25 protein-coding genes are annotated in these 24,259 nt (G+C 72.8%); 15 read left to right on the top strand and 10 right to left on the bottom strand.

Annotation, left to right across the window (positions count from 1 at the left end; genetic code table 11):
* Positions 1-32: 32 nt before the first annotated feature.
* Both ABT288_RS32630 and ABT288_RS32625 read right to left on the bottom strand, forming a co-directional pair.
* Positions 33-1,754, bottom strand: coding sequence for an MFS transporter (locus tag ABT288_RS32630; RefSeq protein ID WP_351615462.1), 1,722 nt, complete (start codon positions 1,752-1,754; stop codon positions 33-35).
* A 53-nt stretch (positions 1,755-1,807) separates the two neighbouring features.
* Complete coding sequence (locus ABT288_RS32625; protein WP_351615459.1) at positions 1,808-2,269, bottom strand: MarR family winged helix-turn-helix transcriptional regulator; 462 nt, start codon at positions 2,267-2,269, stop codon at positions 1,808-1,810.
* A 675-nt stretch (positions 2,270-2,944) separates the two neighbouring features.
* Here ABT288_RS32625 and ABT288_RS32620 point away from each other — a divergent pair.
* A complete protein-coding gene (locus tag ABT288_RS32620; protein WP_351615456.1) occupies positions 2,945-3,601 on the top strand; it encodes a dienelactone hydrolase family protein in 657 nt (218 codons plus the stop codon).
* Between the two features lie 99 nt (positions 3,602-3,700).
* Here ABT288_RS32620 and ABT288_RS32615 read toward each other — a convergent pair whose 3' ends face one another.
* A complete protein-coding gene (locus tag ABT288_RS32615; RefSeq protein ID WP_351615454.1) occupies positions 3,701-4,087 on the bottom strand; it encodes a DUF2267 domain-containing protein in 387 nt (128 codons plus the stop codon).
* 317 nt (positions 4,088-4,404) lie between these two features.
* Here ABT288_RS32615 and ABT288_RS32610 point away from each other — a divergent pair, with 317 nt between their 5' ends.
* The 3 genes from ABT288_RS32610 to ABT288_RS32600 all read left to right on the top strand — a co-directional run bounded on the left by ABT288_RS32610 (position 4,405) and on the right by ABT288_RS32600 (position 7,744).
* A complete protein-coding gene (locus ABT288_RS32610) occupies positions 4,405-5,595 on the top strand; it encodes an acyl-CoA dehydrogenase family protein (protein WP_351615451.1) in 1,191 nt (396 codons plus the stop codon).
* 186 nt (positions 5,596-5,781) lie between these two features.
* Positions 5,782-6,669 carry an MBL fold metallo-hydrolase gene (locus ABT288_RS32605; protein ID WP_351615448.1) on the top strand — a complete coding sequence of 296 codons (888 nt, stop codon included), beginning with the start codon at positions 5,782-5,784 and terminating at the stop codon, positions 6,667-6,669.
* A 79-nt stretch (positions 6,670-6,748) separates the two neighbouring features.
* A complete protein-coding gene (locus ABT288_RS32600) occupies positions 6,749-7,744 on the top strand; it encodes an NADPH:quinone reductase (protein ID WP_351615447.1) in 996 nt (331 codons plus the stop codon).
* Here ABT288_RS32600 and ABT288_RS32595 read toward each other — a convergent pair.
* The gene (locus ABT288_RS32595) at positions 7,725-7,910 is read right to left on the bottom strand and encodes a type 2 periplasmic-binding domain-containing protein (RefSeq protein ID WP_351615445.1); all 186 of its coding nucleotides are present in this window, start codon (positions 7,908-7,910) and stop codon (positions 7,725-7,727) included. The two genes, ABT288_RS32600 and ABT288_RS32595, sit on opposite strands and share 20 nt — an antisense overlap.
* 389 nt (positions 7,911-8,299) lie before the next feature.
* On the opposite strand from ABT288_RS32595, the gene ABT288_RS32590 reads away from it, so the two are divergent.
* The 4 genes from ABT288_RS32590 (at position 8,300) to ABT288_RS32575 (ending at position 11,343) form a co-directional block, all read left to right on the top strand.
* The gene (locus tag ABT288_RS32590) at positions 8,300-9,289 is read left to right on the top strand and encodes a pirin family protein (RefSeq protein WP_351615443.1); all 990 of its coding nucleotides are present in this window, start codon (positions 8,300-8,302) and stop codon (positions 9,287-9,289) included.
* A gap of 42 nt (positions 9,290-9,331) precedes the next feature.
* Positions 9,332-9,670 (top strand): GNAT family N-acetyltransferase, encoded by a 339-nt coding sequence (locus tag ABT288_RS32585; protein WP_351615440.1) that lies wholly within the window; start codon positions 9,332-9,334, stop codon positions 9,668-9,670.
* Positions 9,671-9,904: 234 nt separating this feature from the next.
* A complete protein-coding gene (locus ABT288_RS32580) occupies positions 9,905-10,705 on the top strand; it encodes an SCO4651 family lipoprotein (protein WP_502972881.1) in 801 nt (266 codons plus the stop codon).
* Positions 10,706-10,794: 89 nt separating this feature from the next.
* A complete protein-coding gene (locus tag ABT288_RS32575) occupies positions 10,795-11,343 on the top strand; it encodes an HD domain-containing protein (RefSeq protein WP_351615434.1) in 549 nt (182 codons plus the stop codon).
* Positions 11,344-11,657: 314 nt separating this feature from the next.
* Here ABT288_RS32575 and pcp read toward each other — a convergent pair whose 3' ends face one another.
* From pcp to ABT288_RS32560, 3 genes are read right to left on the bottom strand one after another with little or no spacing between them, the layout of a single operon-like run.
* A complete protein-coding gene (gene pcp, locus ABT288_RS32570; protein WP_351615431.1) occupies positions 11,658-12,308 on the bottom strand; it encodes a pyroglutamyl-peptidase I in 651 nt (216 codons plus the stop codon).
* A 35-nt stretch (positions 12,309-12,343) separates the two neighbouring features.
* Positions 12,344-13,318, bottom strand: coding sequence for a DUF979 domain-containing protein (locus ABT288_RS32565; RefSeq protein WP_351615428.1), 975 nt, complete (start codon positions 13,316-13,318; stop codon positions 12,344-12,346).
* Positions 13,315-14,034: a DUF969 domain-containing protein gene (locus ABT288_RS32560; RefSeq protein ID WP_351615425.1), complete on the bottom strand. Its 720-nt coding sequence runs from the start codon at positions 14,032-14,034 to the stop codon at positions 13,315-13,317. Before ABT288_RS32560 ends, ABT288_RS32565 begins: the two co-directional genes overlap by 4 nt.
* Before the next feature lie 166 nt (positions 14,035-14,200).
* Here ABT288_RS32560 and ABT288_RS32555 point away from each other — a divergent pair, with 166 nt between their 5' ends.
* From ABT288_RS32555 to ABT288_RS32535, 5 genes are all read left to right on the top strand, one after another.
* Positions 14,201-14,953: a LamB/YcsF family protein gene (locus ABT288_RS32555; protein WP_351615423.1), complete on the top strand. Its 753-nt coding sequence runs from the start codon at positions 14,201-14,203 to the stop codon at positions 14,951-14,953.
* A complete protein-coding gene (locus ABT288_RS32550) occupies positions 14,950-15,597 on the top strand; it encodes a 5-oxoprolinase subunit B family protein (RefSeq protein WP_351615420.1) in 648 nt (215 codons plus the stop codon). The genes ABT288_RS32555 and ABT288_RS32550 overlap by 4 nt, the downstream gene beginning before the upstream one ends.
* Positions 15,594-16,451 carry a 5-oxoprolinase subunit C family protein gene (locus tag ABT288_RS32545; protein WP_351615418.1) on the top strand — a complete coding sequence of 286 codons (858 nt, stop codon included), beginning with the start codon at positions 15,594-15,596 and terminating at the stop codon, positions 16,449-16,451. The genes ABT288_RS32550 and ABT288_RS32545 overlap by 4 nt, the downstream gene beginning before the upstream one ends.
* A gap of 72 nt (positions 16,452-16,523) precedes the next feature.
* Entirely contained in the window at positions 16,524-18,734 is a 2,211-nt protein-coding gene (locus ABT288_RS32540) for an FUSC family protein (protein WP_351615415.1), read from the top strand.
* A gap of 75 nt (positions 18,735-18,809) precedes the next feature.
* A complete protein-coding gene (locus ABT288_RS32535; RefSeq protein WP_351615412.1) occupies positions 18,810-19,262 on the top strand; it encodes a hypothetical protein in 453 nt (150 codons plus the stop codon).
* Here the strand turns inward: ABT288_RS32535 and ABT288_RS32530 are convergent.
* Positions 19,246-20,256: an alpha/beta hydrolase gene (locus ABT288_RS32530; RefSeq protein ID WP_351615505.1), complete on the bottom strand. Its 1,011-nt coding sequence runs from the start codon at positions 20,254-20,256 to the stop codon at positions 19,246-19,248. The genes ABT288_RS32535 and ABT288_RS32530 overlap by 17 nt on opposite strands.
* Positions 20,257-20,330: 74 nt before the next feature.
* Entirely contained in the window at positions 20,331-20,984 is a 654-nt protein-coding gene (locus ABT288_RS32525) for a M15 family metallopeptidase (RefSeq protein WP_351615409.1), read from the bottom strand.
* A gap of 107 nt (positions 20,985-21,091) precedes the next feature.
* Here ABT288_RS32525 and ABT288_RS32520 point away from each other — a divergent pair, with 107 nt between their 5' ends.
* Complete coding sequence (locus tag ABT288_RS32520) at positions 21,092-21,655, top strand: hypothetical protein (RefSeq protein ID WP_351615407.1); 564 nt, start codon at positions 21,092-21,094, stop codon at positions 21,653-21,655.
* A 48-nt stretch (positions 21,656-21,703) separates the two neighbouring features.
* Here the strand turns inward: ABT288_RS32520 and ABT288_RS32515 are convergent, their stop codons facing one another.
* Positions 21,704-22,612 carry a TolB-like translocation protein gene (locus ABT288_RS32515; RefSeq protein WP_351615404.1) on the bottom strand — a complete coding sequence of 303 codons (909 nt, stop codon included), beginning with the start codon at positions 22,610-22,612 and terminating at the stop codon, positions 21,704-21,706.
* 172 nt (positions 22,613-22,784) lie between these two features.
* On the opposite strand from ABT288_RS32515, the gene ABT288_RS32510 reads away from it, so the two are divergent.
* Positions 22,785-24,194, top strand: a complete 1,410-nt coding sequence (locus tag ABT288_RS32510; RefSeq protein ID WP_351615401.1) for a hypothetical protein — start codon at positions 22,785-22,787, stop codon at positions 24,192-24,194.
* The last annotated feature ends 65 nt before the right edge of the window (positions 24,195-24,259 follow it).

The following is a 24,259-nucleotide window of genomic DNA, read 5'->3' as shown; positions in this document are numbered from 1 at the left end:
CTTCGCCTCGAAGGAAACTGATTCGGTGAGCCTCAGGCCGCGGTGTCGCGCAGCTCCGCCAGGGTGGCCGGTGTCAGGTGCCGACGGCTGTCGTCGGCGTCGACCAGGACGACCGTGCAGGGGGCGCTGTGGGTGAGCGCGGAGGTGAGACTGCCGTCGGCGAACTGGGCGAGCGGACCACGCGGGGAGCGGCCGACGGCGACCGCGCGGGCGCCCACGCGTGCCGCGTGCCGGGCCAGCGCACGGCCGGCGGCCGCGTGATCGCCCACGCTGCCGAGGACCTGACCGGTGGCGGCGACGCCATGCTCCGCGAGACGGTCCAGGTGGGCGACCACGGCGGCCCGGGCCTGTTCGGCCGTCTCGGTCTCGACGGCCTGCTCCTCGACCACCGCCGTCTGCTGGACGTGGACGACCTCCAGCGGGCTGCCGGTGTCGCGTGCGAGGCGGGCCGCTGCGTCGACGATGGCGGCGGCCCGGTCGTGCGCGCCCACGGCGACGATGACCGGCGGTGTGTCCGTGGCGGCCGGGGCGCCGACGGGCGTGAGCGAAGGCACCGCCGCTTCGGCCTCACCGGTGTCGGTCTCGGCCCGGCGCAGCAGGCCGTGCCCGCCGGCCAGGACGGGGACGGCCAGGACGAAGGTGGCGGCGCCGAGGTAGAAGGGCACGCTCAGGTCGGTTGCGTCGGCGAGCCTTCCGGCGACGTACGGTGCCAGGCCGCCGCCGATGAAGCGCAGGAAGCCGTACGCGGAGGAGGCCACCGGGCGCTCCACCGGTGAGACGAGCATGACGGCCTGTGTGGTGAGGGTGTTGTTGATGCCGATGAAGGCACCGCTGACGATGACCGCGACGATGACCACGGCCGGTGTCTGTACGCCGGCGGCGATGACGGCCATCACGGCGGCGAGGCCGACGAGGTTGGCGTAGAGCACCGGAGCGGTGCCGAAGCGGGCCTGCAGGCGCGGGGCGACGAACACGCTGAACAGGGCCACCAGCAGGCCCCAGGCGGTGAAGACCAGACCCAGCTCGTGGGCGCCGAGCTTCATCGGATAGGGGGCGTAGCCGAGCATGGTGAAGAAGCCCCAGTTGTAGAGCAGGGCCATGATGCCCATGGTCAGCAGACCGCGGTGGCGCAACGCCCTGAGCGGCGCGACGGGGGAGGTGGGCCGGGCGGGCTTGGGCAGCGACGGTACGAAGGCGAGGGTCGCGACGAGGGCTATGGACATGAGGACGGCGACGCCGAAGAACGGGCCGCGCCAGCTGATGGCGCCCAACTCGCCGCCCAGCAGCGGCCCTACGGCGATACCGAGGCCGAGTGCGGTCTCGTAGAGGATGATCGCGCCCCCGAAGCCGCCGCTGGCCGAGGCGACGATCACCGCGAGCGAGGTGGCGATGAAGAGGGCGTTGCCCAGACCCCAGCCGGCGCGGAAGCCGACGATGCCGTTGATGGAGCCCGAGGAGCCTGCCAGCGCGGCGAAGACCACGATGACGGCGAGGCCGATGACCAGGGTGCGCTTGGCGCCGAACCGGCTGGAGAACCAGCCGACGACCAGCATCGCCACCGCGGTGACGATCAGATAGCTGCTGAACAGCAGCGAGACCTGGCTGGGCGAGGCGTGCAGGCTCTTGGCCAGGGCGGGCAGGATCGGGTCGACCAGGCCGATGCCCATGAACGAGATCACGCAGGCGAACGCCACGGCCCACACGGCCTTGGGCTGCCGGAACGGGCTGGCGGTGCTTCCTTGCGGTGCGCTCATGACGGCTTCATCTCCGGTTCTCTCCAGGGAGGTTGCGAGGGGGACGGGCAGGTTCAGGTACGTGTCTGGCGGTCCTGGATCACGCGGGCCAGCGCGGGCAGCGCGATCGCCACGGCGTGCCGCTCCGGCCCCGTCAGCTCTTCCATGAGCTCCGCCAGGGCGTCGGCGCGCTCGGCCCGCCGTTGCCGGAACACCTCCAGGCCGGTGTCGGTCGCCTCCACCAGCACCCCGCGGCCGTCGGTGCGGTCGGCGGTGCGGCGTACCAGCCCCGCGCGTTCCAGGCGGGTGACGAGCTGGGTCATGTTGGGCTGGGTGGCGTTCTCGGCGCGGGCCAGTTCGGTCAGCCGCTGGGGTCCTTCGCGCCCCAGCCGGCCGAGCGCGGACGAGGCCGCGGTGCTCAGGCCGCCGGTCGTGGCGCTCCGGCGCACGTACCGGACGATGTCCTCCACGGCGAGCATCAGGTGCCCGGCCGACGCGTCCGCCGGGCCGGCAGAGTCCATAACCTGCTTATGCATAAGGTCATTATGCATATACGTGTAGGGTGCATCAAGCGTGTCGGCCGGTCCGTCGTGGTCAAGTGACCCAGATGGTCGGCCAGGGCCTGTCGTGCCTCGGTGGCGGCAGTGGCCGGCCGGGGCACGCCGGTGCGCTGGTGGACGGTCGCCGGATGTCCTTCCCCGTCCGGATCCTCCAGGACCGCGACCAGGCGCACGAACCAGTCATGGACGGTGTCGCCGTCCCGGACCGCCTCCATCGCGGCCACCCGGCCCGGGTGCGCGGCGGCGCGGGCCGCCAGTACGGAGACGTCCGGCGCATCGGGCGGCCTGCGTCGCACGCGGTCGCCGAGGGCGTCGTAGCGCGCGGACGACCTCCTCCGCCTCGCACAAGCCGGCCCCGAGCGGGCGCAGCGCGTCCCAGGCGGCCATGACGGCCGTGAGCAGGCGGTCGTGCGGCACCTCCGTGTCGATCTCCCGGCGGGTCCGTTCCTCCAGGGATGACCACCAGCCGCTCATCGCCTCACCAGGAACGATGCCGTGAAGTGCCGAATGCGCCGAAGTTACCTCACCCCTGACGGCCGGGGAGGACGGCCGACCCGGCAGGGAGCTTTTCGCGCAGATATGGTGGGTACGCGGGGGTATGGCAGGTCTTTGTGATCCGCTGGTTCGGCAGGCGTGGAAGAAGTGATGCCGATGATCTCCGACATGGTTCTGGTGCCCACCAGCGACGCCACGCTCTCCGGTGACCTCGTGGTCCCGACGGCGGCGCGGGCCGTGGTGCTCTTCGCGCACGGCAGCGGCAGTTCCCGGCACAGTCCGCGCAACCGGATGGTGGCCGCCGAACTGCGCACCGCCGGGTTCGGCACGCTGCTGATGGACCTGCTGAGCGAACGGGAGGAGCGGCACGACGCGCTGACCGGCGAGCACCGCTTCGACATTCCGCTCCTGGGCCGACGGCTCGTGGCCGCGATCGACTGGATGGACACTCAGCCCGACACCCGTGGCCTCCCGGTCGTCCTGTTCGGCGCCAGCACGGGAGCCGCCGCGGCGCTGGTGGCCGCGGCCGAGCGCCCCGACCGGGTCCTGACCGTGGTCTCGCGAGGCGGCCGGCCCGATCTGGCGGGCGACGCCCTGGGACGGGTACAGGCCCCGGTGCTGCTCATCGTCGGCGGCCAGGACCAGCAGGTCCAGGAGCTGAACGAGGAGGCGGCCAGGTACCTGCGGGCCCCGAACGCCCTGCACATCGTTCCGGGTGCGACCCACTTGTTCGGAGAACCCGGAGCGCTGGAAGAGGTCGCCCAGGTGGCCAGGCAGTGGTGCGACGACCGACTGACCGGCACGACCGGCTGACCGGGGAGACCGTGCAGCAGGAGAAGTGACCGCTCGCGCCGGCAGCCCCCGCGCGAGGCGGTCCGCTCCGCGAAGTAGCCCGCCGCCACGGCTTCTCCGTCAGCTCGCATTCGGCCTGCCGAAGAACTCGGCGTAGCGGGCCGGCAGCCCGGACAGCAGGTGGTCGATCTGCCGGTCGGGCACCGCGTCGGCCACCGTGGACAGTACGGCGTCCGCGTCCCACTCGGCCGTACGGGGCCGTGCGCCGGTCTGCACGGACACCCGCCGGAGGAACTCGTCACAGTCGAACGTCTCGGGACGCCCTCGGTCCAGATGCAGGACCTCGTCCAGCGGCGCGGGCAACCGATCCGCCAGTTCGTCGGCTTCTTCCGGGGCGATCCGGGTCGCCAGCACCCACAGGACCGCCTCGCAGACGTGCTCGGTCTCCTCACGGCTGCGGTACTCGCCCCGGTCGCGGACCTGGGCCAGGAACTCTTCCAGTTGCACGGCGGCCTCCCGCTGTCGTCGCAGGCCATCACGGCGAGCCGCACCCCTGCCGTCCACCGCGGCCGGATCCGGGACGGCCGACGGACACGGGTGATGTCGTCATTGTAGGTTTTCGGGTGGTCTCAGGCCGGGAGGACGGAGGAAGGTCTCGCCCCTTCCCGCTCGCCGGTGGGGGGAGTCCGGGTTCCCCAGGCGGTGCCGTCGGTGGGGCGGAGCGAAGCCGGTCGGGTGATTGACGGGCCGGTCCCGGCTCGGGTGCGGCCTGTCACGGGCTCCGCCGGAGAGACTGCGGCCATCCCGACGGAGGTGGCGAACACATGCTCAGCGACAGCACAGCGACGATCCTTGCCGAGAGGCCGAGCGTGGCGGCGGTCGTCGCCGGTGCTCCGCGTGTGGCGCAGATCGCGGCGCGATGCAGCGACGAGACGGAGGCTGCCCGGTGCCTTGCGCCCGAGGTGGTCGAGGCGGTGCGGGCGGCCGGGTTCGCCCGGCACTTCGTCCCCGCGGCCTTCGGCGGCACGGAAGGCCGGTTCGTGGACATGGCCTCGGCGGTGGCCCTGGTCGGCGAGGGCTGCGCCTCGGCCGCCTGGGCCGCCTCGCTGTCCGCCCACGCGGCCCGGTACGGCGCGTACCTGCCCCTGGAGGGGCAGGCGGTGATCTGGGGTGACGGGCCGGACGCCCTCATGGCGGGCGCGCTCATGCCGGCCGGGAAGGCCGAGCCCGTCTCCGGTGGCTGGCGGCTCAGCGGTGAATGGAAGTACATCAGCGGAGTGCGCTTCGCCGACTGGGTCTTCGCCTGCTCCGCCGTACCCGGCGACGTGGGCCCCGACGGCCGGGGCGAGGTGCGGTTCTTCGCGGTGCCACAGGCGGACATCACCGTGAAGGACACCTGGTTCACGCTGGGAATGCGAGGAACCGGCAGCGACACCATGGTCCTGGACGACGTCTTCGTACCCGGGCATCTGACCCTGTCGAGGTTCGACATCAACGCGGGGCGTGCGACGGCTTCGGAGGCCCGCTGCCACACGGTCCCGGTGAACGCGGTGAACGGGCTGCCGCTCGCCGTGCCCGTCGTGGGTGCCGCCCGGGGCGCGGTGCGGGCCGCGGCCGAGCAGAACCTCCGGCGGGTCGACCGGCGGGGCGCCCCGCTGCGTGAGAAGCCGTCGGTGCAGATCGAGCTGGCGCGCTCGGCCGCGGAGGTGGACGCCGCGGAACTCCTCGTCCAGCGGGCCGCTCGGGTCGCCGACGGCATCGAGGAGACCAAGGAGGGCGAGGCGGCGGTCCGCGGACCGCGGGACCTCGCGCTGGCGGTCGAGTTGTCGGTGTCGGCCGTCGAACGGCTCTTCCGCGGCACCGGGACGACGGGCCATTTCGAGTCCGACCCGGTCCAGCGGTTCTGGCGGGACGTCAACACCGCCGCGTCCCATGTGATCTTCTCCTTCGAGACCACCGGCACGGCCTACGGGGCCTGGGCACTCGGCGTGGAGAGCGCGGAGCCGAGGCGTTGACCTCGCCGATACGGCAGGCACGGTGTCGGCTACGACGGCTCCCGGTCGAGGGATTCGCACCATCCGCTCAGAGCAGTGCCATGCCGCAACCACAAGATCCAGGCCCCCTTCCATTGTGCGCTCGGCGTCGGATACCCCTGGAGGCTGAGACATCGGCCGACGGACACGACGCGGAGGGAACGGGCCATGAGCGCAGGACGGTTCGAGGACGGCTGGTATGTGGACGAGCGGTGCACCAACTGCGATGTCGCGCGGCAGCTCGCGCCCGGCCTGATCGGTGAGGTCGCCGGACGCTCGGCCGTGCTGCGGCAGCCGCGGGACCGGACCGAGGCGCGCCGGCTCCACGCCGCCGCGCATGCCTGCCCCACCCGCTCGATCCGTCCCCCGGGAGGGCGGCTGGACGCGGCACTGGACCCCTTCCCGATGGCGCTGGACGACACCGTCCACCTGTGCGGACACAACTCCACACACACCGCGGGAGCCAACTCCTACCTGTTACGCCGCCCCGACGGCACCGCGATGATGGTGGACACCCCGCGCTGGAGCACCGCGCTGGCGGTGCGCTACGAGAGGCTCGGCCCCGTCACCGACGTACTGCTCACCCATCGCGACCACGCCGCGCACGGCCGCCGCTACGCCGACCGCTTCGGCGCGCGGCTGTGGATCCACGAGGGGGACCTCGCCGCCGCCCCGGACGCCGACCGCGTGCTGCGCGGCACCGACCCGGTGGAGATCGCCGACGGCGTGACCGCACACCCCCTGCCCGGCCACACCCGGGGCAGCGTGCTCTTCCTCGCCGACGACCGGTACTGCTTCAGCGGCGACAGCTTCTACTGGTCGCGAACCACCCAGGACCTCGAGGTGGCCGAGAGCGTCACCTGGTACTCCATCCGGGAGCTGGCCGCCTCCTTGGCGCGCACCGCCGGCCGACTGCGCTTCGAATGGCTGCTGCCGGGCCATGGCGACCGCCGGCGCCTGCCCGCCGACGAGATGGCCCGGCGACTGCGAGGGCTGACCGTCCGGACCCGCGAACTGCGGCCCCGGCCCGTCGATTTCACGGCTGTGCGCTGGTGACGACCCGGGCCGGCTGCCGACCGGGGGACCTCCTGCCCTGCTGAGCGGTTTCCGGCGTGAGGCGGGAACATGTGATGCCATGCGCGCCGCGTACATCGAGGAGCTGGGTTCCGCCGACGTCATCCGGTACGGCGAGATCGCCGCGCCCCGGCCCGGCCCCACCGACGTACTGGTGGACGTCCTGGCCACCACGGTCAACCCGGTGGACACGTTCGTGCGGTCGGGGCTCTTCCCCACGCAGATCGACTTTCCCTTCGTCGTGGGCCGAGATCTGGTCGGCACGGTCGCCGAGGCGGGCCCCGGTGTCACCGGGTTCCGCGCGGGGGACCGGGTGTGGTGCAACAGCCTCGGGCACGACGGGAGACAGGGTGCGGCGGCGGAGCAGGCGGTGGTGGCCGCCGACCGGCTGTACCACCTGCCCGAGGGAGCCGATCCGTACGCGGCGGTGGCCGTGTTCCACCCGGCGGCGACCGCCTATCTGGCCCTGTTCGTCCACGGGCGGCTGCGTGTGGGGGAGACCGTGCTGGTCGCCGGGGCCGCGGGCAACGTCGGCAGTGCCCTCGTGACGATGGCGGTGCGGGCCGGCGCCCGCGTCCTCGCCACGGCCGGCGCGCGCGACGTGCGGTACTGCGCGGAGCTGGGCGCGGCCGAGGTGTTCGACTACCGGGATCCGGACCTGACCGGGAAGATCCGCGGCGCGGCCCCGTCGGGGCTCGACCTGTACCTGGACACGGCAGGCGTCAACGACCTCGACACCACGGTCGACCTGCTCGCCCGCAGGGGCCGCGTGGTGCTGCTGGCCGGCGCCCGGACCCGCCCCGTGCTGCCCGCCGGAGCGCTGTACATGAACGACCGTTCCGTCGTCGGGTTCGTGATCTCCCACGCGACATCCGACGAACTCGCGGGCGCCGCCGCGTACATCAACGACCTGCTCGGCCGGGGTGCGCTGCGCCCGCGCGGCATCGAGGTCCTCCCCCTCAGCGCGGCCGCCGACGTGCACGCCCGGATGGAGAAGGGCGAGCTGCACGGACGGCGGGTCGTCCTGCGTACGGACCTCACCTCCGGCGCCAGGTGATGTGCCGCAGCAGCGCCGCGACCGCCGCCGGCGGTTCACCGTGCGGGCGTACCACCACCACCTTCCAGCTCGGCGCGTGCCGGGCGAACCGACAGGCCGCCAGCTCGGGGAAGCGCTCGGCGATGGACCGGGGCATGACGCAGACGCCCAGGTCGCCTCGGACCACCAGCCGCACCTTGGAGCGAGGTCCGGATTTCGCAGGACTGGGACACGGTGACCTTCTTCGGGGCGGGGAGCCGGTGAGACCGGCTCGGCAGGATGCCTGGCGGCGATCGAGCAGCTCCCTCGCCGCTCTCACGGGTACCAGCGCCGGGCCGCTCCCTCTGCTTCCCCCTTGATCGCGATGATGGTGGATGTCGGTCACCTCTGCCAGAGATGATCGATGCGGTCTGCGGAGGCCGTGTCGGATGATTTGACTCAGAACGCGTAGTTTGTTCAGCGGTACGGACGTCCGGTCGGGCCGGGATTCGGCAGGGATGGAGACCTCGCGCAGACGGTCTACGATCATGGCATGATAGTTGAATATAGAACTACTCGTCCGGGAGGCGGTCCACGGTGAGCAACGTCGAGACGAAACCCACGGAGCTGCGGTGCGGTGGCGCAGTGGACGCCGAGCGGCCCACCGGGGCGGCACGGGTCGACGTACTGACCCCGCGCGATGTGCCCCTCGGCGGTCCCCGGGCGATGACCGTGCGCCGCACACTGCCCCAGCGTGCCCGGACCCTGATCGGCGCCTGGTGCTTCGCCGACCACTACGGCCCCGACGATGTCTCGGTGACGGGCGGCATGGACGTCGCCCCGCACCCCCACACCGGGCTGCAGACGGTGAGCTGGCTGTTCACCGGGGAGATCGAGCACCGGGACAGCATGGGCAACCACGCCCACATACGGCCGGGCGAGCTGAACCTCATGACGGGCGGGTACGGCATCAGTCACTCTGAGGTCTCCACCCCGCGGACCACCGTCCTGCACGGCGTGCAGCTGTGGGTCGCGCTGCCGGAGGAACACCGCCACACCGAACGGGACTTCCAGCACTACGCACCCGAGCCGGTGCTGAGCGACGAGGCGGAGATCAGGGTCTTCCTGGGCTCCCTCGCCGGCCGCAGCTCTCCGGTGCCGGCCTTCACGCCCCTGCTCGGCGCCGAGATCGTCCTCCAGCCGCGCGCGGCCCTGTCGCTCGCCGTGGACCCCGCCTTCGAGCACGGCCTCCTGGTCGACCAGGGCGAGGTGCGTGTGGCGGACACCCTGGTGGGTCCTTCGGAGCTGGGCTATGTCCCCCCGGGCGCCGACGCGTTGACGCTGACGAACGAGACGGACGACATCGCGCGCACGGTGCTGCTCGGTGGAACGCCCTTCGAGGAGGAGATCGTCATGTGGTGGAATTTCGTCGGGCGCAGCCACGAGGACATCGCCAAGGCCCGGGAGGACTGGCAGAACTCCACAGAGCGCTTCGGCGTCGTCGAAGGATATCCGGGCCACCGCCTCCTCGCCCCCGCCCTGCCGAACGCCGTCATCACACCGCGCAGGAATCCACCGCGCCACTGACCCGTCCCACGCGTGCACCGACCCCCATCCGAAAGGCATCCCATGAGCCAGCCCTCCGCCGCGCCGACCGTCGAGCGCAATGACGCCAAGTACCGGTACGAGATCCTGGTCGACGGCAAGCGCGCCGGACTGACCGCCTACCGCGACCGCGGTGAACAGCGCGTCTTCTTCCACACCGAGGTCGACGAGGCCTTCGCCGGACAGGGTCTGGCCTCCCGGCTGGTCAAGGAGGCGCTCACCGACGTACGCGAGTCCGGCAAGCGGATCGTGCCGGTCTGCCCGTACGTGGCCAAGTTCCTGAACACGCATGAGGAGTTCGCCGACATCACCGACCCCGTGACCCCGGAGGTCCTGCACTGGCTGGACACCGAACTGGGCTGACCGCACCCTTCCGGCCGGCCGCCGGACCAGGCGGCCGGCCCTACGGCAGTGCACCCTCGGGGAATTCCCGTAGCGCGCCGACAACTGCACGGTAAGATCACTGTCCAGTCACCCTGAGGCGCGCCGGCCAGACCACCCGGCTGCGCCCTCCGTGCCGAGCCTCGCAGGACGCGTCGAACGACGCATCTGCCGCAGTGCTCATGGACGACCTCCGGAGAGCCGATGCGTTGTGCTGTGCCCTTGGCCGCTGTCGCCGCGTTGCTGTGCGCGGGCTGTGCCGCGACCGGTGACCACGGCGGTGGGGGCACCGGTGAGGCGAAGCCGGGAGCCGGCTCGGCGTCCGCGGGCCCCGCTGACGCCGTGCGCGCAGCCGTCGCCAGGACCGGTGCGACCACCGCCCGTCTGCACGAGCGCATCGAGGTCTCGGGCGGCGGAGAGACGTACACGCTCACCGTCACCGGAGGGTTCGACTTCGCCGGCGGCCGGGGCTCCCTCGCCGTCGATTTCCCCGAGGGCGCCGTCTCGCACATCGACGAGACCTTCGCGGACGGCAAGGTCTACGTCAAAGGTGCCTCCGGCGTAGATGCCGCCGCGTGGGGGGTGATGCCCCGTGAGAAGCCCGAGGCGCACTACGCGCTCCGGGCCCCGGCCAACGACCCGGAGCATGTCTTCCGGCAGACAGCCGCGATGGAACGTGTCTCCCGTGAGGGCGAGGAGACCGTCAACGGTGTGCGGGCCGTGCACTACCGCGGGATGCTCGACCACAAGACGCTCGCCCTCCGGATGGCCCGCGCCGTGCGGTCGAAGATGGACAGGGCCCGGGCCATGCTCGGAGACGACCTGCCCGCCTTCGCCGACGCGTGGGTCGACGGCCGCGGGCGGCTCGTGCAGACCTGCATGACACTGAACCTGGCCGCCGTCCAGGTGAAGGTGACGATGACGCTGTCCGGGCTCGGCGCACCGGTGTCGGTGAAGACGCCCCGGCCCGGCGACACGGTCCCGGTCAGCGACATGAACGGCGTTCTGACCGGCTGAGTGCCGTACTCCCGCCCACTCGGCCCGGGGGAGTGGTCCGTACACGCCGGCGACACCCGCCGTACGTCTCGGCGTGGCAGCCTGGGCCCATGACGTACGACCCCCTGCCGTCCGTGGACGAGCTCATGGCTCTGCTGGCCGACTGCGCGGACGTCTGGGACACCCCGGACCGGTCGGGCGACCCGGTGGACATACTGGACCACGGCCTCCAGGTCGCCGCCCTGCTCGCCGTGAGCCACCCGCACGACGAGGAGCTGCAGGTGGCCGGGCTCGTCCACGACATCGGCCACTACCTCGTGCCCGCTGACGAAGCGGCACACGGCAGGCATGCCGCGGCCGCGGTCGAGGGGCTGCTGGGGCCGCGGGTCGCCCGTCTGGTCGCCGCGCACATCCCGGCCAAACGCTATCTGGCCGCCGCCGACCCGCAGTTGGCGCTCTCGCCGGAGAGTGCCCGCACGCTCGGCTGTCAGGGCGGGCCCATGACCCCGGCGGAAGCGGTGGCCTTCGAGGCGGACCCCGACTTCCCGGCGGCGATCGCGCTGCGTCGCGCCGACGACGCCGGCAAGGTCGTGGGCCTGGCGGTGGCTCCCCTCCCGTCGTGGCGACCCGTCGTGGAACGAGTCGCCGCCCGCCGTTAGCGGGACGCGCCGACCGGGGCCGGACCCGGCCCCGCGTCGAGGGCCGGTGCCGCGAAGGTGGCCGGCCAGTGGCCGGTCGTGAAGTCCGCCCGTTCCACGGCGGGCAGGCCCGCCACGAGGCGGGCTTAGGCGCCTGACGCCAAGCGCGTACGGACCCTTCCGTCCGGAGCGGTATGTGGCCTTCGGCAGCCACTCGGCCTGCAGCGAGCCGACGGCGGTTCGGGCGGTTCCAGGGCCTTGGCCCAGCGGGCGCCCGCCGACCCCATGCGCCCGGCATGCGCCGAGATGGGCGGCCCCGTGGGCAGTGAGCGGTATCAGTGGGTGGTTCCCCCGGTGACCTTCAGGTCGTGCTCCGCCGGGGTGCCGGCGGCGGTGGCCAGCAGGGCGCGCAGTCCGCGGGCGACCGTGGCGGGCTCCAGGGCCGGGGCGGTGCCGTCGGTGACCTGCTCCGGCGCCCAGGGCACATGCGCGAAACCGCCGCGGGCGTGCGGGAATTCGGTGGCGATCAGGTGGCCGAGGCCGTACGCGACGTGGTTGCAGACGAACGTGCCGGCCGTGTTGGAGACCGCGGCCGGCACACCTGCCGCGCGCACGGCGGCGACGCAGGCCTTGACGGGGAGGGTGGAGAAGTACGCGGCGGGGCCGCCCGGGACCACGGGCTCGTCGACGGGCTGGTTGCCCGCGTTGTCGGGGATGCGCGCGTCGTCGACGTTGATGGCGACGCGTTCGACGGTGACGCCGGGACGGCCGCCCGCCTGGCCCAGACACAGGATCAGGTCGGGCGCGGACGCGCGGATGGCGTCGCGCAGTGTGTCGACGGACGTGCCGAAGACACAGGGGAGTTCGGCGGCGGTGACGGTGAGTCCGGCGGGCGGCTCGGCGGCCACGAGCAAGGCCGCCCGCCAGGACGGGTTGACCTGCCGGCCGTCGAAGGGGGCGAAGCCGGTGATGAGTACGCGGGTCATGGCACTTCCTGCACGGGAGGCGATGGCGGAGGCGCTCAGAACGCGAAGAGCGCCATGATCACGGTGGAGCAGACCAGGAGCGGCAGGGCGGTGGGGATCTGGGCCTTGATGGGGCCGTACTGGTCCTTCAGTTCGAGCAGGGTCGCCGGGACGATGTTGAAGTTGGCGGCCATCGGGGTGCACAGCGTGCCGGAGAAGCCGGCCAGCATGCCGACCGCCAGGACGGCCGGCGGATTGCCGTGCATCTGCTCGATGAGGACGGGCCAGCCGATCGCCGCGGTCATCACGGGGAACGCGGCGAACGCGTTGCCCATGATCACGGTGAACAGGAACATGCCGACGCAGTACGCGATGACCGCGAGGTACTTGGAGTTGTCCGGCAGCACGTCGTGCACGATCCTGCCGACCTGGGTGCCGACCCCGGCCAGCGCGAAGATCGAGCCGAGTACGGCGAGCAGCTGGGGCAGCAGCAGGGCGGATCCCATCGCCTCCAGCATGGAACGCCCCGCATGGAGCGGCACGGACAGCTTCCGCTCGCCGGTGACCAGCATGCCGACGACCAGCGCGACGAGGCAGCCGACGCCGAGCCCGAGGAGGGTGGCCTTGCCGGTCTCGAACAGGCCGGACGTGTCGAGCAGCGAAGCGCAGACGATGGCGACGAGCGGGATCGTCAGGGCGGGGACGAAGATCCTGCTGCCGAGCCGGGTCGCGGACGCCTCGCGTTCCTCGGTGGTGCTGGTGACGGGGACGCCCTTGCCGAGGAAGTTGAACCCGGCGAGCACGATCAGGACGAGGACCGCCACGCCGAGCGGTTCGGCCGGCAGGGTCCAGCCGCCGTTCTTCGCGGTGGCGTTCGCGACGCCGGTGCCGTAGGGGAAGGCGAGCCCCAGCAGGCCCCAGAAAGCCGCCGTCGTCCACCTCTTGGGGTTGCTGCGGTCGGCGGCCATCTGCACGGCCATGACGACGAAGACGAGGCCCACCAGCCAGTAGAGCCATTCGACCTTGATCACCTGTTCGTCTCCTTCGGCAGCGGCAGATCGTGTTCGGCGGCGGCGTGTGCCAGCTCCCGGTGCAGCTGCCGGTCCAGGAGCAGCAGGCGGGCGCCGTGGACGAGGAAGGCGCAGACGGCGACCGGGATCGCCCACAGGGCCAGCTGGGTCGGCTCGAGGTTCTGGTGGTACGTCGAGTTGACGAAGCCGGTGATCAGCAGGATGGAGCCGATCGCGATGAAGCAGTCCTCGCCGAAGAAGACGCCCACGGTGTCGGCCGACGCGGCGTAGGAACGCACCTTCTCGCGCAGACGCTCGGGCAGCGCCGTGCCCGTCGAGCGCTCGGCGGCGGCCTCGGCCATCGGCGCGACGAGCGGCCGGACCGTCTGCGCCGGACCGCCGATGCTGGTGAGGCCGAAGGCCGCGGTGATCTGGCGGACCAGCAGGTAGACGGTGAGGAACCGGCCGGCGCTGAGGCCGCCGAGCCGGCCGATGAGCCTGCGCGCCTGTTCGCGCAGGCCGTAGCGCTCCAGGAGGCCGATCACGGGCAGGACGACGGCGAAGACGGTGACCGAGCGGCTGTCGGCGAAGGACCGGCCGAAGGCCGCGAGGACCTCCAGCGGGTTCATTCCGCCGATCAGCCCCGTGAAGACACCGGCGACGCCCACCACGAGGACGGGATTGCGGCGCGTGACGAATCCGAGGATCACCACGACGACGCCGAGAAGAACGATCATGCGGTGGCCTTTGGCGTGAGGGGCGGGACGCCCGAGCGGCGCGGATCCGGGCCCGAATCCGTGAGGGATGACCGGGACCCTAGGGGATCGTTCAACGATCGAACAAGAGGGCGTTCGGCAAATCCATCCCTTGTCGGATCGTTCAACAATCGATTAGGTTCTGAGCGTGATCGACCTCAACGCAGACCTCGGTGAAGGCTTCGGCCGCTGGACCCTCACCGACGACGACGCCCTGCTCTCCGTCGTGACCAGCGCCAACGTCGCCTGCAGCTTCCACGCGGGCGACCCCGCGGTCATGCGCCGCGTCTGCGACCTCGCTGCCGCACGAGGCGTCCGGATCGGCGCGCAGGTGTCCTACCGCGACCTGGCCGGTTTCGGCCGCCGGGCCATGGACGTCCCCGCCGACGAACTGGCGGCCGAGACGGCCTACCAGATCGGGGCACTGAGGGTCTTCGCACAGGCCGCCGGGGCCGAGGTGGCGTACGTCAAGCCGCACGGCGCCCTCTACAACCGCACCGTGCACGACGCCGAGCAGGCCGCGGCCGTGGTCGAGGGCGTGAAACTGGCGGGCGGCGCTCTGTCCGTGCTCGGCCTGCCGGGGTCGGAGCTGCTCGCCGCGGCCGGGGAGGCGGGCCTCACCGCCGTACCGGAGGCCTTCGCGGACCGCGCCTACACCCCCGCGGGCACGCTCGTGTCGCGGCGCGAGACGAACGCCGTCGTGACCGACGAGGACGTGGTGGTCCGGCGCGCGCTGGCCTTCGCGGTGGACGGTGCGGTCGAGGCCGTGGACGGTACGACGGTCGTGGTGACCGCCCGCTCCCTGTGCGTCCACGGCGACACCCCGGGCGCCGCCCGGATCGCGGCGCGGGTGCGCACGGCGCTGGAGGCGGCCGGGATCGAGGTCGGGGCGTTCGCATGACGGAGAGCCGTTCTCTGCAGGTGCGCCTCGCCGGGCGGCACGCTGTGCTCGTCGAGCTGCCGGACGCCGAGCACACCGGAGCCTTCCACGCCGAACTCCTGCGGCGGCGTGCGGCGGGCACCCTGCCGCCCGTCGCGGAGATCGTGCCGGGCGCGCGGACCGTGCTCCTGGACGGCGTCACCCACCCGGAGGAGCTGGCTCGCCACATCTCCCACTGGGACGTGCCGACCCGGACCGCCGACCACGGGGGAGTCGTGGAGATCCCCGTGCGCTACGACGGACCCGACCTGGCCCGGGTCGCCGCCCTGTGGGGCGTCTCCGTGCACGAGGTCGCCGTCCGGCACTCCTCCTGCACGTTCCGCGTCGCCTTCTGCGGCTTCGCTCCCGGCTTCGGCTACCTCACCGGCCTGCCCGCGGAGCTGCACGTGCCGCGCCGCGACACCCCGCGCACCCGGGTTCCGGCCGGAGCGGTCGCGCTCGCCGGCCCCTACAGCGCGGTGTACCCGCGCGCCACCCCCGGCGGCTGGCAGCTGATCGGGACCATGCCGGACCCGACACCGCTGTGGGACCTCGACCGGGAGGAACCGGCCCTTCTCACGCCGGGAACGCGCGTGCGGTTCGTGGCGGAGGCAGGCACGCCATGACCGCCGAGCTCACCGTCGTGCGCTCCGGCGCCCTCACCACGGTCCAGGACGGCGGCCGCCGGGGCCATGCCCACCTGGGCGTGCCCCGCTCCGGCGCCCTGGACGCCGCCGCGCTGAGACTGGCCAATCTGCTGCTCGGCAACGCCCCCGGCGCCGCCGTCCTGGAGACCACCCTGACCGGCTGCGCCCTGCGCACCGACCGTGGCGTGACCGTCGTGGTCGGCGGCGCCCCCTGCCCGGTGACGGTCGACGGCCGGCCGGTGGCCTGGGGCGTGCCCGTACGGGTGCCCGCGGGCGCCGTACTCGACGTGGGCGGGGTGACGGCGGGCGTGCGCTCGTACGTCGCCGTGGCCGGCGGCATCGCCGTCGAACCCGTCCTCGGCAGCCGTTCGACGGACCTGCTCTCCGGCCTCGGCCCGGCGCCGGTGCGCGACGGGGACGTTCTCCCGCTGGGCGCCCCCGCGCGGCAACCGGCGCTCCCCGACAGCGCTCCGTGGCCGGCCCCGCCGACCGAACTGGCCCTGCCGCTGCGGCTCGGCCCCCGCGCCGACTGGTTCACGCGCGGCGCGCTGCGCACCCTCACCTCGGCGACGTACCGGGTGTCGCAGCACAGCAACCGGATCGGCCTGCGCACCGAAGGACCGGCGCTGGAACGCGTGTCGGCCGGCGAGCTGCCGAGCGAGGGCATGGTCCTCGGCGCCGTGCAGGTGCCCCCGGACGGGCGGCCGGTGGTGTTCCTGCACGACCACCCGACCACCGGCGGCTACCCGGTGATAGGCGTCGTCGCCGAGTCCGCCCTGGCGGCCGCCGCACAGGCCGCACCGGGCACGCCGGTCCGCTTCACCCTCGGCTGACACGCCCGCTGCGCTCCCCGCCGCGCCCGCCGGCGGCGTGCCGGGCGTGGGGCGGTGGGTGATTCTGTAGCAGTGGGTGATGTTGCAGGGGCCCGAGATGTCCCCGTCCGCCGGACTCCGGCTGACTACGCCGCCTCGGGCCGCCGGGCGGTACGCGTCACGCTGGTCGCGGCGGCCGGTTTCTACCTCTTCCGCTACGGCCTCGACCGCCCTGTGGCCGCCACCTACGCCCTGTTCGCGGCCGTGGCACTGGGCGGACTCGCCAAGATCCCGGGCACCGGCCGGCAGCGGGCCGCGACGGTTTCGCGTCTGCTTCCGGTGTGCTGGCTGCTGGTCGTCGTCGGCACCTTTCTGTCGGTGCGGACCTGGACCGCCGTCGTCGGCATGCTGGCGGTCGGCTTCGCGCTGGCCTTCGCCGCCGTGGGCGGTCCACGCCCGGCAGGTGCGGCGCCGGGCCTGCAACTCCTGTACATCCTCCCGTCGTTCCCCCCGTACGCGCCCGGCACGCTGGGCGAGCGCCTGATCGGGACCAGCACCGGACTGGCCCTCTTCATCGCCGCCGAGGCGCTGATCTTTCCCGAGCCCAGCCCGCCGTCGTACCGGGACCGGGCCGCCCACGCGGCGCGAACGGCCGCGCACGGCTCGGCCCTCCTCGCCGCACCGCCGTACGCCCTCACCGGCCCCGACATCGGGGCGCTGTGGGAGGCCGGCCGGTCCCTGCGGTCCCTGACCGTGCCGCAGGCGGAACGCCCGGCCGGGCCGGGAGTGCGCGACCGCGCCCTCGCCCACACCTGTCTGGCCACGCGTACCCTCCTCAGCCGTCTGGCACAGTTGCCCGTCCCGCCGGGCGGGCAGCCGGGTCCCGAGGTGACCGCCGTACTGCAGTCCGTCGCCCGGCTGGCCACGGCGACCGCGGACCGCCTGGGGAGCGGGCCGTCCCCGTCGGCCCCGTACGAGGACCTGCTCGCGGCACGCGCGCACCTGTCGGCCGTGTCCGCGGACCCGGTTCCCGCCGGGGACGCGGCGCCCGGAACCGCTCGCGCGCCGGACCTCACGCCCGCCGTACTGCGCCGGCAGGCCGACGTGCTGGAGATCGCCGACGCCGCGCTCACCATGGCCACGGCGGCCGATCTCGCCGTAGGCGGAAGGCATACCGGGATCCAGGCCGCGCAAGGCCGTTTCTGGTACGCCACGACCTGGGCGCCCCTCCTGTGGTGGCACCGGCTGCGCGGCCATGCCGGGCGCCGGTCGGTGTTCTTCCAGAACGCGGTCCGTATCGCCCTGGCCCTGACCGCGGCCCGGTTCGTGGCCGGGGTGGACACGCTCCCCCATGGATTCTGGGCCATGCTGGCGACGCTCACCCTGACCCGGACCACCATGGACGAGACCTGGCACACCATCCGGCTCGCGCTCGCGGGCACCCTGGCCGGAGCCCTCGTCACCGCCGGGACGCTGAGCCTGGCCGGGACCGACACCGCCGTCTACGCCGTCATGCTGCCGGTGTGGATGCTGTTCGCCTTCACGGTGGGGCCGGTCAAGGGCGTCGGCTGGGCCCAGGGCCTGTTCACCGTGCTCGTGGCCCTGGTCTTCGCCCAGCTCTCCCCGCCGACCTGGCGCCTGGCGGAGGCCAGGGTGCTGGACGTGCTGGTCGGCAGTGCGATCGGCGTGGTCTTCGGACTGCTGGCCTGGCCGCACGGCGCCCACGACGAACTGCGCCACGCGGGGGCGGAACTCCTGCGCAGGGCAGCCGAGATCGTGGTGGCGACCGGCGCCTCGGTGGCGGGCGGCGATGCGGTGGCCGCGCCGTCCGGGGGGTCCGGACACCGGTCGTTGCAGAGCGCGGTCGTCCTCGCCGAGTCCGCGTACGCGCAGTTCCAGAGCGAGCCGACCCCGTTCGGCGGCGCGGCGCGCCGGCCCGCTCCGCGCAGCGTGGACTGGCAGGCCACGCTGATGGCCGGCCACCACACCCTGTGGGGCTCCCAACGGCTGCTGGAGCCGCCGCTGACCGGCTTCGACCCCGTGGTGGCCGATTCCGTCAGCGGGCTGGGGGACCGGGTGGCCGGGCGGATGCTGCTGATCTCGGCGGCCCTGGATCCCGGAGCGGACACCCCGACCGGGCGGTTCACGCTGTTCGATCCGGGGCCGGCCGGGTCCGTGCCCGAGCCGCCCGGCGCGCCGTGCGCGTACTACGCGACCGTGTCGTGGCTCGAGTCGCTGATGACCGACCTGACACGGATCGCACGCGGCAGCCCGGAGCCCGGGCAGGGTCCCGCCGTACCGTGACCGTGCCGCCTGATCCGGCCCGCGCCCGACGGCGGCGCCGTTTGGCCCGCGTCCACGGCGGGGACCCGGAGCGACATGTTCAGAACCATCGCGCGCGGCTGTGCCGCCGGGGCCGCCGGCACCACCGCGTTGAACGCCGTGAGCTACCTGGACATGGCGCTGCGCGGTCGGCCTTCGAGCAGCACCCCCGAGGCGATCGTGGAGAAGATCACCACGCGGGCGGGACACCCGGTCCCCGACGGGGAGGGCCGGGACAACCGGCTCTCCGGACTGGGGGCGCTGTCGGGCATCGCCGTCGGCGTCGGAACGGGCGCCCTCGCGTCACTGCTCCACCGTGCCGGTCTCCGGCCGCCCGCCTGGCTGGGCGCCGTGCTGACCGGAGCCCTGGCGATGACGCTGGCCGACGTGCCGATCGCCGGCCTGGACATCAGCGACCCGCGTACCTGGTCGCCCGCCGACTGGACCGCGGACGCGATCCCGCACCTCGCCTACGGCCTGGTCACCTACGGAGTCATCGCGTCCGCGTGAGGACGCGCCGCAGCCAGCGGGTACGGGCCTCGCGGGCGTCCCGGCTGAGCGCCGCCCGTGGCGCGAAGGTGTCGAAGCCGTGACAGGCTCCGGGCCAGACGTGCAGTTCGGCCTGGCCTCCGGCCCGCCAGAGCGCCTGGGCGTAGGCCACGGCCTCGTCCCGCATGGTCTCCGCGGACCCGACCTCGACATAGGCCGGCGGCAGCTCGGCCAGATCGGACGCGCGGGCGGGAGCCGCGTACGGCGGCACGTCAGGGGTGCCGTACCGGTCGCCCAGCACCGCCTGCCACGCGGTCGCGTTGGAGGTCCGGTCCCAGGTGTCGATGCCGGCCATCTGATGGCTGGAAAAGGTGTGGTTGCGGTCGTCGAGCATCGGGCACAGGAGCAACTGCCCGATCGGTCCGGGCCCGCCCCGGTCCCGGGTGAGCAGGGCGAGTGCCGCGGCGAGCCCGCCGCCGGCGCTCTTTCCCCCGACCACGACACGGCCGGCGTCGATGCCGAGCTCCGCCGCGTGCGCGTCCACCCAGACGAGCCCCGCGTAACAGTCCTCCACCGCTGCGGGATACCGCGCCTCGGGTGCCAGCCGGTACTCGACGGAGACGACGGCCAACTCCAGGGCGGCGGACCACTCGCGAAGGAGCCGAGGCAGCACGGACCACGCATTGCCCGAGATCATCCCGCCGCCGTGCATGTAGTACAGCAGGGGCAGCGGCCCGGCGATCCCGGCGGGCCGTGCGCTCACGAGCGTGACGTCCGGGCCGCCGGTCGGCCCCGGCACCCGCAGCTCCTCCACCTCGAAGCGGCCGTCGGCCTGAAGCTCCCCGACCGTCGGCCTGGGGCGCGTGGCAGCATCCCGCTCCTGCCGGGCCGCAAGGTTCTCCGGGGTGTACGGCTCCCTCGCCGCGACTCCCGAACCGGCCAGTGCCGCGGCCAGTTCGGGGTCGAAGGGGGGCGCGTGCCCAGTCGTCGAGACAGGGCCGGGCGCGGAGAGCATGTCATCGCCTGCGTCCACGCGGCCCGGTCCATCACCCGCCCGGCACGGGCCGTCGGGGCGGGCCGCACCACGGCTCATGCGAGTTCCCTGGGCCCGTACAGCGCACTGCCGGCTTCGGTGGCGAGAGCCCAGTAGCGGTCGCCGTAGGACCAATGCCACCATTCCGTGGGGTAGTTGACCAGGCCCACAGCCCCCAGCGCCGCACCGAGCACCCGCCGGTGGGCCCGCGCCTCGGGGCCGATCGTGGTGGCGTCCGTGTAACAAGCGCCGTCACTCTCTTCCGGGTTGGCATCCACCCGCGTCCCCATGTCGAGTTCGCGTCCCTCGGCGTCGACGAGCGTGAGGTCCACCGCGGCGCCGGCGCTGTGCGGCGCGATCTCCGGCGGCGACACATACCGGCTCGCGGCCTCGCGCACCCGCGCCGGCGACCAGTCGGGATGAGCGGCCCGCAGCGTGCCGGCGTACCCCTCGAAGTACTGGCGCTGCAGCGAGGGCGGCCGGTATCCCTCGACGAACAGCAGGCGCAGGCCGTCCGGGAGGAGTCGCTGGGCCCTGAGCAGCCGGATCAGGACCCCTTCTCGCAGGTGGGCGAACGCCCCTGACGGTTCCGCCCGGCGCGCGTCCACGGCGAGGGAGTCCCGTAGCCGGACGTCGACGAGCGGTTCGCCGCAGTCGGTCACGGGGACGGCGGCGACCCTTGGATCCGCCATCAGCACGATCTCGTTCATGCACCGATCCTCCCCGGCCGTCCGTTCGGCAGCGGCCGACTTGTGCGGCCTTGGCCTGAAGCCGTTGGTCCTGGTAGTCATGACATGTGCGATTCGAGAGTGTTCCCATGCCGGCGGCGGTCGAGGCACGGCCCCGTGACGTTCGTGGGTATCCGGTGCCGGCGATCACCCCCTGGGAGGGGGAGGAGCCCCAGTTCGCGCTGACCGACTACGAACGCAGCGCCGCCTGTGCGCAGAAGCGTCTCTGCTCGGTGTGCAACCAGGCCATGCCGCAGGGACCGGTGTGGCGTGTGGTGGGGGCCGCGGAGAGCGCGGCGATCGGGGAGGCGCTGGCCGCCGGGCGGCCCTACCGCAATCTCGCGGCGACCCTCGAAGGACCGGGGCACCGTGCGTGCATGCTCTACGCCTCGATGGTGTGCCCCTATCTCGCCCGGCCCAACGCCCGGCGCGGCATGTCGGCGGCGGAGCCGGACGACTTGACCTCCCACGTGGTGCGCGGCGCCGTGCGGGGCACGATGGGCGCGGTGGTGGGGTTCGCCGAGTACGAGTACGCCGTCACCGCCAGCCGGGTGCTCTTCCGGTTCCTCGACGTCGTCGAGTTCCTGCCGCACGACACCGCCGACGCGCACCTGGACGAACTGCGGGCCGAGCTCGCCCGGATGGCGAAGTGACCCGCACTTCGCACCCCGGACGCGCCCGGCCCGTCGGGTCGGCCGGCCTCAGGGGCGGTAGGCCGCCAGGCCGACCGTCGAGGTGACCTTGGCCGGACGACCCGTGCCGTCGGCGGGCAGGGTCACGGTGCCGGACGGGGTGCGCACCGCGAGGGTCCTGCCGTCGGGGGACCAGGCCGGCTCGGTGTAGTCGGTGGTGGCGTGCGGGGTGAGGTCCGTGATGTGCCCGCTGTGCGCGAAGTTCTCCACGAGGACGTGGTCGTGGCCCGCGACCGAGCGCACGAAGACGACCTCCTCCTCGTTCGGGGACAGGGCCGGCTGGGAGCCCTGGGCGACCTTGCCGCCCTGCTGGCGCAGGTAGTCGTCCCGGATGTAGACCGCGCCGTCGTGGTCGTTGGCGTACACCGAGGTGCCGTAGTGGCCGGCCGCGTTCGGCCAGACGTTGCCGGTCTGCGGCAGCGCCCCGCCCGGACCGGGCTCGCCGTACAGCGACAGCGTCTTCGGCGTGCCGTTGACGGCCTTGGCGGAGATGTACTTCAGCCGGGACACACCGCCCGCGCGCGCCGCGAAGATGAGGTTGTCCTTGGCGGGGATGTTGTACCGGGTGTCCTTGGCGGTCACCTGCCAGGTCGGGTGGGACCAGTTCTGGTTCCCGGGGTTCTTGGCGACGACCACACGCCCGCTGCCGTCGGGGTTGGCGACGTCCAGGTTGCCGGAGCCGTCGACAAAGGCCGCCTTGGCGCCGTTCGGGGACCAGGCGAGGTCCCGGACGGACACTCCGAAGTCCACCTTGTGGCCGTTGATCAGCACGTACTTGGTGCCGTTGCTGATGGTCAGGGTCCCGTGCGAGGCGTCGGCGGCGGCCGAGGCGGCGCCGGAGGCGCCCAGCAGCGCCGTGCCGGTGACGGCCGCGGCCACGGCGATGGCGGCCGCCATGGTGCGGGTACGCATGGTCATGTCTCAATTCCCCCAGGAATAAGGACTGGTCAGGTCGTTCGGTGAAGCCGAGCTTGGCAGGGCCTGATCTTGGAACTGTCAGTTCAGCGTCACAGGGGCGTAACACAGGAGATAAGGTCCCTCTGATCGTTCAGTCAGTCGTCGTGAAACTCCTTCAGACCAAAGGACGTAGATGAGACGAAGATCCCTCACCGGGCGGGCCGCAGTCCTCATATCCACCGCCGGGCTCGCCGCCGGCCTGCTGGGCACCGCCCCGGCCGGCGCCGTCACCGGCCGGCCGGTGATCACCCTGGACACCCCGGCGCCCGTGGCGCTGCCGGCCGCGCCCGCCACGGCCGACGTGTCCTTCGACTTCCAGACCAAGGCCAGGAACCTCCAGGCGTACGACGCCACCCTGACCGTGGACGCCCGGGGCCTGTCGAAGATCGCCAAGGTGACGTTCTCGGACAACTGCACGGCCAAGGGCCTGATCGCCACGTGCTCGGAGATGTTCGAGTCCGACTCCTCTCCCACCACCCACATGGGCGCCGAGACCCGCCTGACCCTGACCCCGCTCAAGGGCGCCGCGCTCGGTGCCACGGGCACGTACAAGGTCACCGGGCACTCCGCGCACGCACAGATCGTGGGCGGCACCGGCGGGGTCGAGGTGGGAGGCCCCTCCTTCGGCCTCGACGAACTCACCGCCCACACCGGCCTGAAGGTCGGCAGCACGGTGAGCGAACCGGTCCGGTTCACCAACGTCGGCAACCGTCCCGCCAAGGGCGTCCAGGTGGTCCTGGCCGCCTCACCGGGCCTCGACTTCGCCGACCACTACGCCAACTGCAAGTACGGCTACAACGGCACGATCCACTTCGCGGAGTGCTACCCCAAGGGCGCGATCACCATCGGAGAGACGGCCGCCCTGGACGCACCCGTGCGCCTGCGCGTGAACTCCGCCGCGCTGTACACGTATCTCGACACGATGACCGCGCCGCTCGGCCAGCCTGGCTGGCCGGCCGGACAGGGCATCAAGTGGACCTGGGGCAAGGGGGCCACGCTCAAGCTGAAGGTGGTCAAGGCGGGCCGGAAGTCCTCGGTCCCGGCCGGCTCCGTCTCCCTGCCGCAGACGGGCAAGGTCACCGACTACCGGATCACCTCCCTGCAGGCCCACAACACGGCCGACTTCGGAGTCAGCGGCGCGAGCGCGCAGGCCGGGCAGGGCAAGAACGCGACCTTCGCCTTCCACCTGTCCGCGGGCGGCCCGGCCACCCTGTACGACCGCAGCGGCGGTGAGGGAGTGCCCACCGTGTGGGTGACGCTTCCGCCCGGTACGACCGCCGTCGGCCATTCGGCCAACTGTGCTCCATGGCAGGAGAACAACCCGACGGCGCAGGCCCACGGTCCCTACGTCTGCGGTACGTCAGGCATCGTCCTGCCCAAGGGACAGGTCACCGACTTCAGCCTGACCCTCCGGGTCGACGAAGTGACCACGCATGCCAAGGGCGGCGTCCAGCTGGTCTGGGGCCCGGATCCGGCGCATTCCCACCGACCGGTCTTCGACCCGAACAGTCACAACGACTCCGCGACGCTCACGCTGAACTGAGTCGGTGAGCCGTGGGGGGCGGGCCGGCCCCCGCCGGCCCGGCAGGGGCGCCCGCACGGGCGGGG

The sequence above is a fragment of the Streptomyces sp. NPDC001093 genome (assembly GCF_040298985.1).
Classification (GTDB): domain Bacteria; phylum Actinomycetota; class Actinomycetes; order Streptomycetales; family Streptomycetaceae; genus Streptomyces.
This window is presented reverse-complemented; position numbering and strand designations above follow the sequence as displayed.